The organism is Paractinoplanes rhizophilus, from assembly GCF_042664765.1.
Taxonomy (GTDB): domain Bacteria; phylum Actinomycetota; class Actinomycetes; order Mycobacteriales; family Micromonosporaceae; genus Actinoplanes; species Actinoplanes rhizophilus.
The window spans coordinates 49699-65417 of record NZ_JBHTBJ010000029.1; the positions used below are offsets into that span (position 1 = coordinate 49699).

A 15719-nucleotide genomic window follows, 5' to 3' on the forward strand; every position below is an offset into this window, starting at 1 on the left:
CCTGCCTTAGGGTCTTGGCATGGACGCGATCCGGGTGCGGGGACTGCGTAAGGCCTATGGGGACAACGTCGCGGTGGACGGCGTCGACCTCGACGTGGCCCACGGCGAGGTGTTCGCCCTGCTCGGGCCGAACGGCGCCGGCAAGACGACCACGGTGGAGATCCTCGAGGGCTATCGGCGCCGCGACGCCGGCGAGGTCAGCGTCCTCGGCTCCGATCCGGCGGCGCACGGCCTCCGCGACCGGGTCGGCATCGTCCTGCAGGGCACCGGAGAGTTCGACGAGCTGACCGTGGGCGAGGTCGTGCGGCACTTCGCGCGGTTCTATCCGGCGGCCGACGACCCGGCGGCGGTGATCGAGCGGGTGGGGCTGGCCGACAAAGTCCGGGCCCGCACCCACACCCTCTCCGGCGGCCAGAAGCGGCGGCTGGACGTGGCGCTCGGCATCATCGGCCGGCCCGAGCTGCTGTTCCTCGACGAGCCGACCACCGGCTTCGACCCCGAGGCCCGGCGCGAGTTCTGGCAACTGATCCGCGACCTGCGGGCGAGCGGCACGACGATCGTGCTGACCACCCACTACCTGGAGGAGGCCGAGGCGCTGGCCGACCGGGTCGGGGTGATCGCCCGGGGGCGGCTCATCGCGGTGGACACGCCCCGGTCGCTCGGGCGGCGCGACTCGGCGCTGGCCACCGTCTCCTGGCGTACGCCGGAGGGCGCCTGGGAACGCACCCGGAGCGCGACGCCGACGGCCGTCGTGACCGACCTGGCCACGCGCTTCGCGGGCGAGGTGCCGGGCCTGACCGTGACCCGACCCACCCTCGAAGACGTCTATCTGGAGATGATCGGTGACCACTGACGTTGCGAGGCAGGCCGGGCCGGTGGCGCTCGCGGTCGCCCAGGGCGGGCTCGAGGTCCGGCAGTTCCTGCGCAGCCGCGAGCAGGTCATGTTCACGCTGGCGTTCCCGGCGATCATGATCCTGGTGTTCGGATCGATCTTCAAGGGCACGATCGGCGAGGGCGTGAAATTCACGCAGTACTTCGTGACCGGCATGATCGCCACCGGCCTGATGACGGCCGGCTTCCAGGCCCTGGCCATCCAGATCCCGATGGAACGCGACCGCGGGGTGCTGAAACGCTTCCTAGGCACGCCGATGCCGAAATGGGTCTACTTCGCCGGCAAGGTGCAGATGGTCGGCGTCATCGCGCTGCTCGAGACGGTGATCCTGCTGACCGTGGCGTCGCTGCTGTTCGACCTGCACCTGCCCGGCACGCCGGAGAAGTGGCTGACGTTCCTGTGGGTGTCGCTGCTCGGCATCACGGCGTGCACGCTGTGCGGGGTGGCGTTCTCGTCGCTCGCCCGCACCGGGCGCAGCGCTCCCGCGGTGGTGACCCCGGTGGCGCTGGTCCTGCAGTTCATCTCGGGCGTGTTCTTCGTGTTCACCAGCCTGCCGGCGTGGATGCAGAACGTCGCGTCGCTGTTCCCGCTGAAATGGATGTGCCAGGGGCTGCGCGCGGTGTTCCTGCCGGCGTCGTTCGGCGCGCGCGAGCCGGGCGGCTCGTTCGACCTGCCGATGGTGGCCCTGGTGCTGGGCCTGTGGTGCGTGCTGGCGCTGGCCCTGTGCCTGACCACCTTCCGCTGGACCACCAAGCGCGACGGTTGAGTCAGTCCCGGTAGGCCAGGGTCAGCACGGCGTGCGCGACCAGGATCGCCTCCGCCTTGGTCTCGTACGGTCCGACGTGCAGCTCGACCGAGTGCGCGCCGAACAGGGCCCGCACCGCCCAGCTGTCGGGGTGCCGGTCGTCCTCCCGGCTCTGCCGGACGATCACCTGGGTGGCCGAGCGGATGTTCACCGCCGACCACTTCTCCATGCCGCTCTGCCAGGCGCGGAACCAGCCCGGCGCCACCGGCAGGGCCTGCGCGCTCGCCTCGGCGAGGGCCCATTGCGTCTCTTCCGGAGACGGTGCCACGCGCATGTCGTCCCCTCCCCCATGTCGACACAGAATCTAGAGGGGAAGCGCCGGGCCCGTGGCCGAACGGCCAAACCCGGGCCCGGCGGCCGGCGCGTCAGTAGGTGTAGAAACCCTTGCCGGTCTTGCGGCCCAGGTCGCCGGCGGTGACCATGCGCTGGAGCAGCTCGGGCGGGAAGAACTTCTCGTCGGCGGTGTCGCGGTAGATGTTGCCGGCCGCGTTCAGCATCACGTCGAGGCCGGTGAGGTCCACGGTGGCCAGCGGGCCCATCGCGTGGCCGAAGCCCAGCTTCATGACCGTGTCGAGGTCGGCGGGGCTCACCACGCCCGACTCGACCAGCTTGATCGCCTCGACCAGCAGGGCCGAGAAGAGCCGGTTGGACACGAAGCCGGCCACGTCGCGCTTCACCTCGACGCAGGTCTTGCCCACCTCCTCGGCGAAGTTGCGGGCCTGGGCCAGCGTGTCGTCCGAGGTCTGGTAGCCGCGGACCAGCTCCACCAGCTTCATCATCGGCACCGGCGAGAAGAAGTGGATGCCGACCACCGACTCGGGGCGCTCGGTCACCGTGGCGATCTGGGTGATCGGGATGGCCGACGTGTTGGTGCCGAGCACCGCGCCGGACTTGCAGATCTTGTCGAGGGCTCGGAAGACCTCGTGCTTGGCCTCGACCTTCTCGTAGATCGCCTCCACCACGACGTCCGCCTCGGCGGCGGCGTCCAGGTCGGTGGTGGGGGTGATGCGCGCGAGCGTGGCCTCGGCCTCCTCGGCGGTGAGCTTCTGCTTGTTCACGAAGCGGTCCAGGGAGCTCCGGATCGCCGCCATCCCCCGGCTGGTCGCGGCGTCGTCGACGTCCCGCATGGTGACCTGCCAGCCCGCCTGCGCCGAGACCTGCGCGATGCCGGAACCCATCAACCCGGAGCCGATGACCGCGAGTCGACCCGCCATGTGCCTCTCCCTCTGCCGAAACCGATGCCTCACCCTACCGTCGCTACTTAACGGAGACTCAGGTCGGCCACCCTCCCGATCGGGGCAATTCCCGCGAAACGGCCGCGCGGCGGTGCCAGACTGTGCCCATGGCCTCAGGCACCGGCTGGTACCTCATCGGGCCGCTGGTTGCCGTCGGTCTGGTCGGCTTGCTCGGCGCCGTGTTCTGGCGCATGGGACTGCACGCGACGGTCGCCCGCGAGGAGGCCGGCGACCGGTGCGCCGCCGGGCTCACGATCTTCGGCGAGCCGGACGACTACGGCCTGCTCTGCCCGGCCGCGGTCACCGACGACGCGGAGGTGGCCGACGAGATCAGGCGACTGCTCGGCGACGCCGGCATCCGGGCCACCCACGCCGTGGACCGCGAGGGCCGGACCGCCGTGCTGGTCTTCGCCGAGGAGGTCGAGGAGGCCCGCCGCCTGGTCGGCGGCTCCCCCGCCTTGTAAGGGGCCTGGCGACCGGCTCAGAAGTCGAAGGTCGGCTCGGGGACGTCGGCGCGCTCGACCTCAACCCCGAGCTTGGCCAGGTCGGTGACGAAGTCGGGGTAGCCGCGGTCGATGTGGTGCACCTCGCCCACCTCCGTGACGCCGTCGGCGCACAGGCCCGCGATCACCAAGCCGGCGCCGGCCCGGATGTCGGTGGCCCGGACCGGCGCGCCGGAGAGGCGCTCGCGGCCGTTCACGACCGCGTGGTGGCCGTCCGTGCGGATGTCGGCGCCGAGGCGGACCATCTCGTTCACGAACATGAAGCGGCCGTCGAAGATGTTCTCGGTGATCAGCGACGAGCCCTCGGCCACCGCCGCCAGCCCGATCGCCATCGGCAGCAGGTCGGTGGCGAAACCGGGATACGGCAGCGTGACGATGTCGACCGCGCGGGGACGGTCCTCCATCCGTACGTGGAACTGATCGTCACCCGGGGTGACGTGCGCGCCCGCCGTGACCAACTTGTCCAGCGCGACGTCCAGGAACTCCGGCCGGACTCCGTGGATCGTCACGTCGCCGCGGGTCATCGCGGTGGCGAACGCCCAGGTGCCGCCCACGATGCGGTCGCCCACCGTGCGGTGGACCACCGGGGCGAGCTCGCTGACCCCCTCGATGGTCAGCGTGGACGTGCCCGCGCCGTCGATGCGGGCGCCCATCGCGACCAGCATCTCGCAGATGTCGACGATCTCGGGCTCGCGCGCCACGTTGTCGATCTCGGTGACGCCCTTGGCCATGACGGCGGCCATCAGGATGTTCTCGGTGGCGCCGACGCTCGGGAAGTCCAGCCAGATCTTGGCGCCGCGCAGGCCGTGCGGGGCCGAGGCGATCACGAAGCCGTGCTCGCCGGAGATCTCGGCGCCCATCCGGGTCAGGCCGGAGAAGTGCATGTCGAGGCCGCGCGAGCCGATCATGTCGCCGCCGGGGAGGGCGACCCGCACGTAGCCGCGGCGGGCCAGCAGCGGGCCGAGCACGCAGATCGACGCGCGCAGACGGCGGACCAGGTCGTAGTCGGCCGCACTGCCGGGCTCGGCGGGCACGTCGATGGTGGCCTGGCCGCCCTCGAGGGTCACCTGGCAGCCCAGCCGGCGCAGCACCTCGGCCATGATCGCGATGTCGGTGATCCGGGGGACGTTCGCCACGACGCTGCGGCCCGGGGCGAGCAGCGACACGGCCATGAGCTTGAGCGCGGAATTCTTGGCGCCGCCGACGGTGACATCACCGGTGAGTCGCGCCCCGCCGTGCACCCTGATCACATCCACGCGGGCCATGGTATGGGTCACGACCCAACCGCGCCTCCGTAGGGTGTTGCTATGGCCGTTCACCTCACCCGCATCTACACCCGTACCGGCGACGCCGGTCAGACCCGCCTGGGCAACAACGAGGTCGTGGCGAAAACCGATCCGCGCCTGGTCGCGTACGCGGACACCGACGAGTGCAACGCCGCGCTGGGCGTCGCGCTGGCGCTGGGCAACCTGCCCGAGGACGTGCGCGCGGTGCTCACCGCCGTACAGAATGATCTTTTTGACGTCGGCGCCGATCTCTGCAACCCGATCGCCGAGGATCCGCCCTATCCGCCGCTGCGGATCACCGAGGAGTACATCACCCGTCTCGAGGGCTGGTGTGACGAGTTCAACGAGCGGCTGAAGCCGCTCGACAGCTTCATTCTGCCGGGCGGGACCCCGGGCGCGGCCTTGCTGCATGTGGCACGCACCGTGGCGCGACGCGCGGAGCGTGCGGCCTGGGCTCTTTTCCAGGACGACCCCGGGCGTACGGGCGACCTGCCGGCGAAATACCTGAACCGGCTCTCCGACCTGCTGTTCATCCTGGGCCGGGTGGCGAACCCGGGCGGTGACGTCAAGTGGGTGCCGGGCGGGGGCCGGTAGGCGGCCTGCATCACGTCGAGCTCTGGGTCCCCGACCTCGCCGGGTCGTGCGGGCCCTGGGGCTGGCTGCTGGGCGCGCTCGGCTGGGAGCCGTTTCAGGAGTGGCCATCCGGGCGCTCGTGGCGCCTCGGCGACGTCTACCTCGTGCTGGAGCAGTCGCCGGCGCTGTCGGGCGGCGTGCACGACCGCCTGGCGCCCGGGCTCAACCACCTGGCGTTCACGGCCGGCGGGCGGGACGACGTCGACCGGCTGACCCTGGCCGCGCAGCAGAACGGCTGGTCGCTGCTGTTTCCCGACCGGCACCCGTATGCGGGCGGGCCGGACTGCTATGCCGCCTACCTCGAGGACAACTGGGGCTACGAGGTCGAGCTGCAGGTGGGTTGAGCGTTTCGCGCGCCGTCGATCACCGTGACCGCCGGCCGGTCAGGCGTGCCGCTCGCCGGCGATCACCGTGGCCGCCCGGACCGGTCAGGCGTGCAGCTCGCCTTCGATCACGGTGACGGCCTGGCCGGTCAGCAGCGTGCGGTCGCCGGCCAGGGTGACGCGGACGTAGCCGCCGCGCGGGGACGCCTGGTAACCGGTCAGCTCGGTGCGGCCGCCGAGGCGGGCCGACCAGAACGGCGTGAGGGCCGTGTGGGCGCTGCCGGTGACCGGGTCCTCCCCGACCCCGGCCGCCGCGCCGAAGAAGCGCGAGACGAAGTCGTAGCCGGCCTCGCCGTCGGCCGCTCGGGCGGTGACCACGACGCCGCGGCTCTCCTTGGTCGCGAGCGCGCCGAGGTCGGGGCGCAGGCCGCGCACGGTCGCCTCATCCCGCAGCTCGACCAGCAGGTCGTCGGTGTGGGGTCCGGTGTGGTGGACCGAGACGACCTCGGCGCCGAGCACGCCGGCCAGCCACGGCGGGGCGTCGACCGGGGTGAGCGGGGCGGTCGGGAAGTCGAGCGTGTACCACCCGTCGCCGGCCGAGGTGGCGGTGAGGACGCCGCTGCGGGTGGCGAAGCTGGTCTTGTCGCGGCCCAGGACGTGCGCGGTGGCGAGGGTGGCGTGCCCGCAGAGGGCGACCTCGACGGCCGGGGTGAACCAGCGGAGCGCGTAGTCGGCGTCGCCGCCGGTCAGCGGGTGCAGGAAGGCGGTCTCGGAGAGGTTGACCTCGGCGGCGACCCGCTGCATCCACTCGGCGTCCGGGAACTCGGCGAGCACGACCACGCCGGCCGGGTTGCCGGCAAAGGGCTGGGCGGTGAAGGCGTCGACGATCTGGATGCGCATCCCCCGACGCTAGAGCGCCGGGCGGCCGCGGGACGAGCGGATTCCCGCCAAATAGGGGGCGTTCAGTGGTCGGCGGGGCGGGGGCGGATCGTGGGCCGGGGGGCGATGCTGCCGGGCTGGCCGGGCGGTCCCGCCTCGAGCCAGGAGAGGAAGCCGGTGACGGTCGACTCGGCCATCGCTATCTCGATCTCGCCGGCGCTGCCGTTGCCCAATCGCAGGATCGACCAGTGGGCCGGCATGGTCAGCCGCTCGGGACCGTCCGGCGCCCGCTGCTCCTCGACGACGAGGACCATGCGGTCGAGCACCCGTTTAGGCCGGAACGCGAGGCTGAACATGCGGTGGAACCGCAGCTCGTCGCCGACGAACTGGCCGATGCCGGTGGACCAGCCGCGACCGGGGACCATCGTGCTGACCCGCACCTGCAGCCGGATGGTGCCGCCGCCGGACATCAGCAGCCGGAGGCGGAAGAAGATCACGAAGAGCAGCGCGAGCAGCGCGACGACGCAGATCCCGAGGAATTCGAGAATCCGCATCGCCGGGCGTCAGTGCGACTCGGGCGTGGCGGGCGTCGCGCTCTCGGCGAGAACGGTCACCCCGTCCGCGTCGATGGAGAGGAAGCCGCCGGCCACGTCATATGTCAGCTGCTCGCCGCCGGCGAGCTTGACCCGCACCTGGGACGGCTCCTTGAGCAGGCCGAGCAACGGGGAGTGACCGGGCAGCACACCGATCTCACCCTCGGTCGTGCGCGCGACGAGCATCTCGGCCTCGCCGGACCACACGCGCTGCTCGACGGCGACGACCTTGACGGGCAGTTGGTTGGCCACGGAGTCTCCCTGTTCAGGCTCGTTACCGATGGGGTGAAGTCTAAACGGCGTACTTGCGCGTCGTGGCCCGGGGTGGTGACCACCACACCGGCCGCCGGTTCGTCACGAGTTCTTGTTGATGTACTCCGGGTGCTGGAGCAGGAAGGCGGGCAGCCGGTCCTGGCTCACCGCGGCGAAGAAGTCGGCGGCGCTCGGGTCCAGGCCCTCGCCCACGTACTTGCCGCCGTCGAAGAGCGACTTTCCGGGCAGCTTGATCGAGGTCATGTTGTTGGCCCGGATGTTCTTGAGGGCGAAGCCCCAGTCGACCACGCTGTGCCCGTTGCCGTCGAAGATCAGGGCCTTGCCGGCCGCCTTGAGCACCCGGTCGAGCTTGACCGGGTTGGTGACGACGTCCTTGCCGAGCGCCTGCCCGGCCATGGCCTTGATGAACTGCTGCTGGTGGCGCTGGCGGTCGTAGTCGCCCTTGGGCAGGCCGTACCGCTGGCGGACGTAGTCGAGCGCCTGCCAGCCCTTGAGGTGGTAGGTGCCGACCTTGTACTCCGCCTGCGGCCCGTAGTACGGATGGGCACAGGTGTTGTCGGCGCACCGCGCGTACCGCGGGCGCGGCTTGCCGTTCGGCTGGAGGTGCTCCGACTTCACGTTCTGGTCGATCTTCATGGTGACGCCGCCCATGGCGTCGACGATCTGCTTGAAGCCGCCGAAGTTGATGATCGCGCCGGCGTCGAACTTGGCGATGCCGGTGAGCCGCTGCACGGTCTTGGCGAGCAGGTCGAAGCCCTGGGCCGGGTCGTGCTTGCCGTTGCCGATCGCGCTGCCGAAGCCCATCGCCGCGTTGATCTTGGAGCGGCCGCCGCGGAAGCCGGTCTTGCCGAACGGCGGGATGTCCACCACGAGGTCGCGCGGGATGGAGAACAGATACACCTGGTCCATGCTCGCCGGCACGTGCGCCACGATGATCGAGTCGGAGAGCGGGGTCTGCTCGTCGGTGCGCGGGTCGATGCCGGCGAGCAGGATGTTGAGCGGGCCCTTGATGTCGGAGACCTTGGTCTGGCTCGCCTCGTTGCCGAACAGGTCCTTGTTCTCCACGGCGCCGGCGTAGCGGGCCATCATGACCTGGCCGGTGATGAGCGCGCCGCCGCTGAGAACCATGAGGACGCAGCCGAAGATCGCACAGAGCCGGGCCCACAGCGGCGCCCGGCGTTTGCCGTCCTTGGCCACGGCCACTCCCCTCGTCGGTCTCTCAGGTTACCCAGGCCACAAAAGCCCAACCTGATGGGGAAACGCGGAAGCCGCGCCCACCGATGCGGTGCGCGCGGCTTCCGGTTGCGCTTCTTAACCCTTCATGAGCTCGTGCGCGTTGCGCTCGAGGTCCTCCAGGCCGCCGCACATGAAGAAGGCCTGCTCGGGGAAGTGGTCGTACTCGCCCTCGCTGATCTTCTTGAACGCCTCGATGGTCTCCTTCAGCGGGACCGTCGAGCCGGGAACGCCGGTGAACTGCTCGGCCGCGTACGTGTTCTGCGAGAGGAAGCGCTCGATCCGGCGCGCCCGCTGCACCGTGACCTTGTCTTCCTCGCTCAGCTCGTCCATGCCCAGGATCGCGATGATGTCCTGCAGGTCCTTGTACTTCTGCAGGATGCGCTGCACCTCGCGGGCGACCGCGTAGTGCTCGGCGCCCACGAACTCCGGCGCCAGGATCCGCGAGCTGGAGGCCAGCGGGTCCACGGCCGGGTAGATGCCCTTGTCCGAGATCGACCGCTCGAGGTTGGTCGTCGCGTCCAGGTGGGCGAACGTGGTGGCCGGCGCCGGGTCGGTGTAGTCGTCGGCAGGCACGTAGATCGCCTGCATCGAGGTGATCGCCTTGCCCCGGACCGAGGTGATCCGCTCCTGGAGCTGACCCATCTCGTCGGCCAGCGTGGGCTGGTAACCCACGGCCGACGGCATGCGGCCGAGCAGGGTGGACACCTCGGAGCCGGCCTGGGTGAACCGGAAGATGTTGTCGATGAAGAGCAGCACCTCCTGGTTCTGCACGTCCCGGAAGTACTCCGCCATGGTCAGCGCGGTCAGGGCGACCCGCAGGCGGGTGCCCGGCGGCTCGTCCATCTGGCCGAAGACGAGGGCGGTCTTGTCGAGCACGCCACCCTCGGCCATCTCCAGGATGAGGTCGTTGCCCTCACGGGTGCGCTCGCCGACGCCGGCGAACACCGAGGTGCCGCCGAAGTTGCGGGCGACCCGGATGATCATCTCCTGGATGAGCACCGTCTTGCCCACGCCCGCGCCGCCGAACAGGCCGATCTTGCCACCGCGCACGTACGGCGCGAGCAGGTCGAGCACCTTGATGCCGGTCTCCAGCATCTCGGTCTTCGGCTCGAGGTCGGCGAACGCCGGCGGCTGGCGGTGGATCTCCCAGCGCTCCTGGATGTCCAGCGTCGACGGGTCGGCGTTGAGCACGTCGCCGAGGGCGTTGAACACGTGGCCCTTGGTCACGTCGCCGACCGGAACCGAGATGCCGGCGCCGGTGTCGACGACCTCGGCGCCGCGCACCAGGCCGTCGGTCGGCTGCATGGAGATGGCGCGGACCAGGTTGTCGCCCAGGTGCTGGGCGACCTCCAGGGTCAGCTTCTTGGTGCCCTCGGAGAGGGTCACCTCCACGTGCAGCGCGTTGAAGATGCCGGGCATGGCGTCGCGGGGGAACTCGGCGTCGACGACCGGGCCGATGACCCGGACGACGCGTCCGACGCCCGTCTCCGCTTTGGTGGGCTCAGCAACTGCAGTCATCACACATCACTTCCCGCCGCGGCCAGCGCGTTGGCGCCGCCGACAATCTCACTGATTTCCTGGGTGATCGCAGCCTGCCGCGCGGAGTTCATCTCGCGCGTGTACCGCTTGAGCAGGTCGTCCGCGTTGTCCGACGCGCTCTTCATCGCCCGCCGGCGGGACGCGGACTCGCTGGCCGCCGAGTCCAGCAACGCCGCGTAGATCCGCGTGTTGAGGTACTTCGGCAGCAGCGCGTCCAGCAGCTCGTCGGCGTCCGGCTCGAACTCGTACGCGGGCCGCAGACCCGGCTCGACCTCGCGCTCCTCGACCTGCATCGGGGCCAGGAAGTGCGCCTCGGCGCTCTGGGTCATGAGCGACTTGAACTGGGTGCTGACGATGTGCAGCTCGTCGACGCCCTGGATCCCGTCGGGACCGTAGTGCGTGTCGGTGTCGTCCGCGCCGGCCACGAAGGCCTCCAGCAGGGCGTCGCCGATCGCCTTCGCGTCCGGGAACGACGGCCGCTCGGAGAACCCGGTCCAGCTGGCCTCGATCGGCCGGTTGCGGAACCGGTAGTAGCCGACCCCCTTGCGGCCGACCACGTACAGCACCGCGTCCTTGCCGTCCGCCTTGAGCTTCTGGATCAGCTGCTCGGCGGTGCGGATGGCGTTGGCGTTGTAGGCGCCGGCCAGCCCGCGATCACTGGTGATCAGCAGGACGCCCGCGCGCCGGACCCGCTCGCGCGGGATCAGCAGCGGGTTGTCGATCGTCGCGTTGGACGCCAGGGCGGTCAGGACCTGGGTGATCGCCTCCGCGTACGGCTTGGAGGCCGCCACCCGCTCCTGGGCCTTGGCGATCCGGCTGGTCGCCACCAGCTCCTGAGCCTTGGCGATCTTCTTGGTCGACCGGACGGTGCGGATGCGCCGCCGGAGGGCCTGTACCTGACCGGCCATGACTACTTCCCGGGAGCCGGACGGGGAACCTCGCGGGTCACCGTCTCGCGGGTCTCGCGGCCCTCGGCCATCGCCTCGGCGTCGGGCTCGTTGAGCTTGATGCCGGTCTCGCCCTGCTTGAAGAGCTCCTTGAACTCGTCCAGGCCGGACTTGAGGCTCTCGATGTTGTCGTCGGACAGCTGGCCGGTCGACTCGATCGAGGTGAGCACCTCGCTGCGGTGCCGGTGCAGCCACTGCAGCATCTCGCCCTCGAAGCGGCGGACGTCGCCGACCGCGATGTCGTCGAGCTGGCCGGTGGTGCCGGCCCAGATCACGACGACCTCGTCGACCACCGAGTACGGCGAGTACTGCGGCTGCTTGAGCAGCTCGACCAGGCGCACGCCCTTCTCGAGCTGCGCGCGCGACGCCCGGTCCAGGTCGGACGCGAACGCCGAGAACGCCTCCAGCTCACGGAACTGGGCCAGGTCGAGGCGGAGCCGGCCGGAGACCGAGCGCATCGCCTTGACCTGCGCCGAGCCACCCACCCGGGACACCGAGGTGCCGACGTTGATCGCCGGGCGGACGCCCGAGGCGAACAGGTCGGTCTCCAGGAAGATCTGGCCGTCGGTGATCGAGATGACGTTGGTCGGGATGTAGGCCGAGATGTCGTTGGCCTTGGTCTCGATGATCGGCAGGCCGGTCATCGAGCCGCCGCCGAGCTCGTCGGAGAGCTTGGCGCAGCGCTCCAGCAGCCGGGAGTGCAGGTAGAAGACGTCGCCCGGGTAGGCCTCGCGGCCCGGCGGGCGGCGCAGCAGCAGCGAGACCGCGCGGTACGCCTCGGCCTGCTTGGTCAGGTCGTCGAAGACGATCAGGACGTGCTTGCCCGCGTACATCCAGTGCTGGCCGATGGCCGAGCCGGTGTACGGCGCGATGTACTTGTAACCGGCCGGGTCGGAGGCGGGGGCGGCCACGATGGTCGTGTACGCCATCGCGCCCTGCTCCTCCAGCGTGCCCTTGATGGACGCGATGGTGGTCGCCTTCTGGCCGATCGCCACGTAGATGCAGCGCACCTGCTTGTCCGGGTCGCCGGACTCCCAGTTGGCCTTCTGGTTGATGATGGTGTCGATCGCGACCGTGGTCTTGCCGGTCTTGCGGTCCCCGATGATCAGCTGGCGCTGGCCGCGGCCGATCGGCGTCATGGCGTCGATCGCCTTGATGCCGGTCTGCAGCGGCTGCTTCACCGGCTGCCGGGCCATCACGTTGGGCGCCTGCAGCTCGAGCTCGCGGAAGCCCTCGTTCTCGATCTCGCCCCGGTCGTCGATGGGCCGGCCCAGCGGGTCGACCACGCGACCGAGGAAGCCGTCGCCGACCGGCACCGAGAGAACTCGCCCGGTGCGCTTGACCTGCTGGCCTTCATCGATGCCTTCGTACTCGCCGAGGACCACGACGCCGATCTCGCGGACGTCGAGGTTCAGGGCGAGACCCAGCGTGCCGTCCTCGAACTCGAGCAGTTCGTTCGCCATCGTCGAGGGCAGTCCCTCGACGTGCGCGATGCCGTCGCCCGCATCGGAGACGATGCCGACCTCCTCGCGGGAGACCTCGGGCGTGTAGGACGAGACGTAGCGCTCTAGCGCCCCCCGGATCTCGTCCGAGGAGATGGTCAGCTCGGCCATCCTCTGCCTTCTCTGTCTAGCTCGGGACGTCGCCGCCACCGAGGGGCCTGCTCGATCGGCGTTGCCGCCGATCGAGGGGAATCAAAGCTATTTGGCGAACGCCTGACGTGCCGCGTTGAGCCGCCGCAGGATCGTGCCGTCGTAGAGGTCGGAGCCGACTCGGACGGCGACCCCGCCGATGATCGAAGGGTCGACGTCGATCTTGAGCGAGACCGGCCGGTCGTAGAGATCGGACAACTTGGCAGCCAGCGCCTGCTCGTCGGCGTCGCTGAGCGGTTTCGCCACCGTCACGTAGGCGACCTCGCGGTCGCGTTTCGCGGCGGTGAGCTCGACCAGCCGGGTCAGCGAGGAGTCGAAGCTGCGGCCCAGGAAGCCCTCGAGCGCCACCTCGACGAGACGGACCGTGGCCGGCTGGGCCTTGCCCTTGAGCAAGTCCTCCACCAGCTTAACGCGACGCGAGCTGGGCGCACCCGGGTCACTGAGCGTGACCGCGAGCTCGGCGTTGCCGCTGACGATCTGCCCGAAGCGGAACAGCTCGTCCTCCACGTCGGCGAGGGTTCCCGCCTTTTCCGACGACCGCAGCACGACCTCGGCGCCGAGACGCTCGGTGACGTCGAGCAGCTCGGTCGGCGTGCTGAACCGGCCGGCCACCAGCGTGGTGAGCGTGTCGACGGTCACCTCGGACAGCTTGCCGGAAAGCAGCGAGCGGAGCAGCTCGGCCCGCCCGGCACCGGCCCGCGACGGGTCGGTCAGCGCCCGGCGCAGTCGCGGCTGGGCCCGCAGCAGCCCGGCCACCGACAGGATCTCGTCGGCGATCGTGGCGAGCTGCGCGGCCGTGGCCGAGCCGGTCCCGGCGGCGAGCTTCTCCACCGCCGAGTTGTAGGCCTGCTGACTGACGCTCGACGCCATCAGCGCCGTCCGCCCGTCGAGCCGGCCTCGTCGAGCTCGGCGATGAACCGCTCGACCGTGCCGCGGCTGCGCGCCTCGTCGGCGAGCGACTCCCCGACGATCCGGCCGGCCAGGTCGACCGCCAGCGTGCCGACCTCGGCACGCAGGTCACGCACGATGCTCTCGCGCTGCGCGGCGAGCTGCTCACGCCCGGCCGAGATGATCCGGTCGGACTCCTCGCGGGCCTTCGCCAGCACGTCCTGCCGGATGCCCTCGGCGTCGGCGCGGGCCTCGTCGCGGATGCGCGCGGCCTCGGTCCGGGCCTCGGCCAGCTGCGTGCGGTACTGCTCGAGCAGCTGGTTGGCCTCGGCCTGAGCGGCCTCGGCGCGCTTGATGCCACCCTCGATCGCGTCCACCCGGGCCGCGAACGTCTTCTCCATCTGCGGGAAGACGAACTTCATCAGCACGAAGCAGAGAATGCCGAAGGCGATGACGCCGAGAACGATCTCCTGCCAGATCGGGACGATCGGGTTGTGCTCGGTCTCGGTGGCTGCCTCGGCGAGCACGACAAGAGAATTGGTCATTTAACAGGACCTCCTTCGAGGCGGAGGAGTGGTGCTCAGCCGGCCCAGATGAAGCCGAAGGCGATACCGAGGAGCGCGAGCGCCTCGACGACGGCGAAGCCGATCCAGACGTACGGCAGCGTCAGGCGCGAGGACTCGGGCTGACGGGCGGTGGCCTGGATGTAGGCGGAGAAGACCAGGCCGACGCCGATGCCGGGGCCGATGGCGGCGAGACCGTAGCCGATGGCAGCGGTGCTACCGGTGACTGCAGCGATGTCCAACATGTGTTCAGTTCCTCCAGGTATCTCGCGTGAATCGGTTTTCACGCGGGACGACAACGGGGTGTTACCGGCGGTGCGAAGGGGGTGGTGCTCAGTGCTCGTCGGCGAGCGCGCCCTGGACGTAGCTCGCGGTCAGCACCGTGAAGACGTAGGCCTGGAGGCAGATCACCAGGAACTCGAGGAAGGTCAGGGCGATGGTCATCACCCACGACACGATCGAGAACGGGATGAACCAGGCGTTGGCGTTCAGCATCGCGAAGCCGCCGAGTGTGAACACCAGCAGCAGCATGTGGCCGGCGAACATGTTGGCGAAAAGCCGGACGGCGAGCGAGAACGGCCGGACCAGGAAGGTCGAGAAGAACTCGATCGGGATCAGCAGCGGCAGGATGAACCACGGCGCCGGCGGGACCAGCGACATCTTGAAGTACTTCACGAAGCCGTGGTGCCGGATGCCGACCCAGATGAACATCACGTAGCTCAGCACGGCGAGGAACGCCGGGAAGGCGATGTGCGAGTTCGGCGAGATCTGGACGAACGGAACGATTCCCCAGAAGTTGTTGAGCAGGATGAAGGCGAACAGCGTCGTCAGGTACGGCGCGAACTTCACCCCCGCCGGGCCGATCATCTCGACCGCGATGTTGTTCCGCACGAAGCCGTAGACGCTCTCGGCGAGCCACTGCTTCTTGGTCGGGACGAGCTGCGGCTTCCGGTACGACACCAGGAAAAAGATAATGATCAAAGCAGTCGTCAGCCAGACGAGCGCGGTGATCTTGGTGAACCAGTAGTTGTCGTGCTCGCCCCACGGCAGGATGCTGGGCAGGTAGAAGTCCTCGACGCTCGGCGGGAACGGAACGTCTGCGAGGACCATCGATTGAACGGCCACCGAAGCCCTTTCCTGTCAGGCGCCCAGACGGCGCACGATGAGGTAGACACCGCCGGCCATGCCAACGACCGCGCCGATTCCGGCGAAGATGCCTCTGGTCCCGACCCAATGGTCGACCAGCCAACCGATCCCGCCCCATACCAACATGCCCGTGAGGAGGTAGGAGACGGCCGTCATGCCCATGCCCGTGTCGGGCGGCTGTTGACCGTCATCCCCATGGGGATTCTTGGGAGGTTCCTGACCGGTCATGACGGCCCGAACGATATCAGCAGGAAAGACGAGGCTAAGCGAGACCCCCCGCACAACCGCAGTTGTCCAGGCGTCAGGGGTCTCGCAACTGGAACGAC

20 protein-coding genes are annotated in these 15719 nt (G+C 69.7%); 5 read left to right on the top strand and 15 right to left on the bottom strand.

The genetic code is table 11. The features are described 5' to 3' along the window. Positions 1-19: 19 nt before the first annotated feature. On the top strand, positions 20-853 hold the full coding sequence (locus ACFQS1_RS29430) for an ABC transporter ATP-binding protein (protein ID WP_378974620.1): 834 nt from the start codon (positions 20-22) through the stop codon (positions 851-853). Further along, positions 843-1658, top strand: coding sequence for an ABC transporter permease (locus tag ACFQS1_RS29435; protein WP_378974623.1), 816 nt, complete (start codon positions 843-845; stop codon positions 1656-1658). Before ACFQS1_RS29430 ends, ACFQS1_RS29435 begins: the two co-directional genes overlap by 11 nt. Position 1659: 1 nt before the next feature. On the opposite strand, the gene ACFQS1_RS29440 is transcribed toward ACFQS1_RS29435, so the two are convergent. Both ACFQS1_RS29440 and ACFQS1_RS29445 read right to left on the bottom strand, forming a co-directional pair. After that, complete coding sequence (locus tag ACFQS1_RS29440; protein ID WP_378974626.1) at positions 1660-1971, bottom strand: hypothetical protein; 312 nt, start codon at positions 1969-1971, stop codon at positions 1660-1662. Between the two features lie 91 nt (positions 1972-2062). Further along, positions 2063-2911 carry a 3-hydroxyacyl-CoA dehydrogenase family protein gene (locus ACFQS1_RS29445; protein ID WP_378974628.1) on the bottom strand — a complete coding sequence of 283 codons (849 nt, stop codon included), beginning with the start codon at positions 2909-2911 and terminating at the stop codon, positions 2063-2065. Positions 2912-3039: 128 nt separating this feature from the next. Between ACFQS1_RS29445 and ACFQS1_RS29450 the strand changes: the two genes are divergently transcribed. Then, the gene (locus ACFQS1_RS29450; RefSeq protein ID WP_378974630.1) at positions 3040-3396 is read left to right on the top strand and encodes a hypothetical protein; all 357 of its coding nucleotides are present in this window, start codon (positions 3040-3042) and stop codon (positions 3394-3396) included. A gap of 17 nt (positions 3397-3413) precedes the next feature. Here ACFQS1_RS29450 and murA read toward each other — a convergent pair whose 3' ends face one another. Continuing rightward, positions 3414-4700 carry a UDP-N-acetylglucosamine 1-carboxyvinyltransferase gene (gene murA, locus ACFQS1_RS29455; protein WP_378974746.1) on the bottom strand — a complete coding sequence of 429 codons (1287 nt, stop codon included), beginning with the start codon at positions 4698-4700 and terminating at the stop codon, positions 3414-3416. A gap of 42 nt (positions 4701-4742) precedes the next feature. Between murA and ACFQS1_RS29460 the strand changes: the two genes are divergently transcribed. Both ACFQS1_RS29460 and ACFQS1_RS29465 read left to right on the top strand, forming a co-directional pair. Further along, positions 4743-5315, top strand: coding sequence for a cob(I)yrinic acid a,c-diamide adenosyltransferase (locus tag ACFQS1_RS29460; RefSeq protein ID WP_378974633.1), 573 nt, complete (start codon positions 4743-4745; stop codon positions 5313-5315). Continuing rightward, positions 5291-5698, top strand: coding sequence for a VOC family protein (locus ACFQS1_RS29465; RefSeq protein WP_378974635.1), 408 nt, complete (start codon positions 5291-5293; stop codon positions 5696-5698). The genes ACFQS1_RS29460 and ACFQS1_RS29465 overlap by 25 nt, the downstream gene beginning before the upstream one ends. An 84-nt stretch (positions 5699-5782) precedes the next feature. On the opposite strand, the gene ACFQS1_RS29470 is transcribed toward ACFQS1_RS29465, so the two are convergent. The 12 genes from ACFQS1_RS29470 to ACFQS1_RS29525 form a co-directional block, all read right to left on the bottom strand. After that, complete coding sequence (locus ACFQS1_RS29470; protein WP_378974638.1) at positions 5783-6577, bottom strand: PhzF family phenazine biosynthesis protein; 795 nt, start codon at positions 6575-6577, stop codon at positions 5783-5785. Positions 6578-6639: 62 nt separating this feature from the next. Continuing rightward, the gene (locus ACFQS1_RS29475) at positions 6640-7110 is read right to left on the bottom strand and encodes a DUF2550 domain-containing protein (protein ID WP_378974640.1); all 471 of its coding nucleotides are present in this window, start codon (positions 7108-7110) and stop codon (positions 6640-6642) included. A 9-nt stretch (positions 7111-7119) separates the two neighbouring features. Continuing rightward, entirely contained in the window at positions 7120-7401 is a 282-nt protein-coding gene (locus ACFQS1_RS29480; RefSeq protein WP_378974643.1) for a F0F1 ATP synthase subunit epsilon, read from the bottom strand. 102 nt (positions 7402-7503) lie between these two features. Further along, a complete protein-coding gene (locus ACFQS1_RS29485; RefSeq protein ID WP_378974645.1) occupies positions 7504-8619 on the bottom strand; it encodes an LCP family protein in 1116 nt (371 codons plus the stop codon). A 114-nt stretch (positions 8620-8733) separates the two neighbouring features. Beyond that, positions 8734-10176, bottom strand: coding sequence for a F0F1 ATP synthase subunit beta (gene atpD / locus ACFQS1_RS29490; protein WP_378974648.1), 1443 nt, complete (start codon positions 10174-10176; stop codon positions 8734-8736). Next, positions 10176-11105, bottom strand: coding sequence for a F0F1 ATP synthase subunit gamma (locus ACFQS1_RS29495; RefSeq protein ID WP_378974650.1), 930 nt, complete (start codon positions 11103-11105; stop codon positions 10176-10178). The genes atpD and ACFQS1_RS29495 overlap by 1 nt, the downstream gene beginning before the upstream one ends. Before the next feature lie 2 nt (positions 11106-11107). Further along, positions 11108-12757 (bottom strand): F0F1 ATP synthase subunit alpha, encoded by a 1650-nt coding sequence (gene atpA / locus ACFQS1_RS29500; protein ID WP_378974653.1) that lies wholly within the window; start codon positions 12755-12757, stop codon positions 11108-11110. A gap of 87 nt (positions 12758-12844) precedes the next feature. After that, the gene (locus ACFQS1_RS29505) at positions 12845-13666 is read right to left on the bottom strand and encodes a F0F1 ATP synthase subunit delta (protein WP_378974655.1); all 822 of its coding nucleotides are present in this window, start codon (positions 13664-13666) and stop codon (positions 12845-12847) included. Further along, positions 13666-14229, bottom strand: coding sequence for a F0F1 ATP synthase subunit B (locus ACFQS1_RS29510; RefSeq protein WP_378974657.1), 564 nt, complete (start codon positions 14227-14229; stop codon positions 13666-13668). Before ACFQS1_RS29510 ends, ACFQS1_RS29505 begins: the two co-directional genes overlap by 1 nt. Before the next feature lie 35 nt (positions 14230-14264). Further along, positions 14265-14489: an ATP synthase subunit c family protein gene (locus ACFQS1_RS29515; protein WP_378974748.1), complete on the bottom strand. Its 225-nt coding sequence runs from the start codon at positions 14487-14489 to the stop codon at positions 14265-14267. A gap of 91 nt (positions 14490-14580) precedes the next feature. Then, the gene (gene atpB, locus ACFQS1_RS29520; RefSeq protein ID WP_378974660.1) at positions 14581-15357 is read right to left on the bottom strand and encodes a F0F1 ATP synthase subunit A; all 777 of its coding nucleotides are present in this window, start codon (positions 15355-15357) and stop codon (positions 14581-14583) included. Positions 15358-15387: 30 nt separating this feature from the next. Further along, the gene (locus ACFQS1_RS29525; RefSeq protein ID WP_378974662.1) at positions 15388-15621 is read right to left on the bottom strand and encodes an AtpZ/AtpI family protein; all 234 of its coding nucleotides are present in this window, start codon (positions 15619-15621) and stop codon (positions 15388-15390) included. Between the last annotated feature and the right edge of the window lie 98 nt (positions 15622-15719).